Annotated in this window: 1 rRNA gene; it reads left to right on the forward strand. The window is 49.4% G+C overall.

The window, feature by feature from the left end:
- Positions 1-73: 73 nt before the first annotated feature.
- Positions 74-189, forward strand: a 5S ribosomal RNA gene (gene rrf / locus BM70_RS0131025).
- Positions 190-237 lie beyond the last annotated feature (48 nt).

Genomic DNA, 237 nt, shown 5'->3' on the forward strand with positions numbered 1-237 from the left:
AAAGCACCGAAAGCTGTCACATACCCAATTTGCTGAAGCGAGGCCAACAGGCCACGACTCAGTACCCGAATTTCTTGACGACCATAGAGCATTGGAACCACCTGATCCCATCCCGAACTCAGCAGTGAAACGATGCATCGCCGATGGTAGTGTGGGGTTTCCCCATGTGAGAGTAGGTCATCGTCAAGATTAAATTCCAAAACCCCTGATTGCTAACGCAGTCAGGGGTTTTGTTTT

The sequence above is a fragment of the Pseudomonas sp. CHM02 genome, assembly GCF_000612585.1.
In the GTDB taxonomy this organism is placed as follows: Bacteria; Pseudomonadota; Gammaproteobacteria; order Pseudomonadales; family Pseudomonadaceae; genus Aquipseudomonas.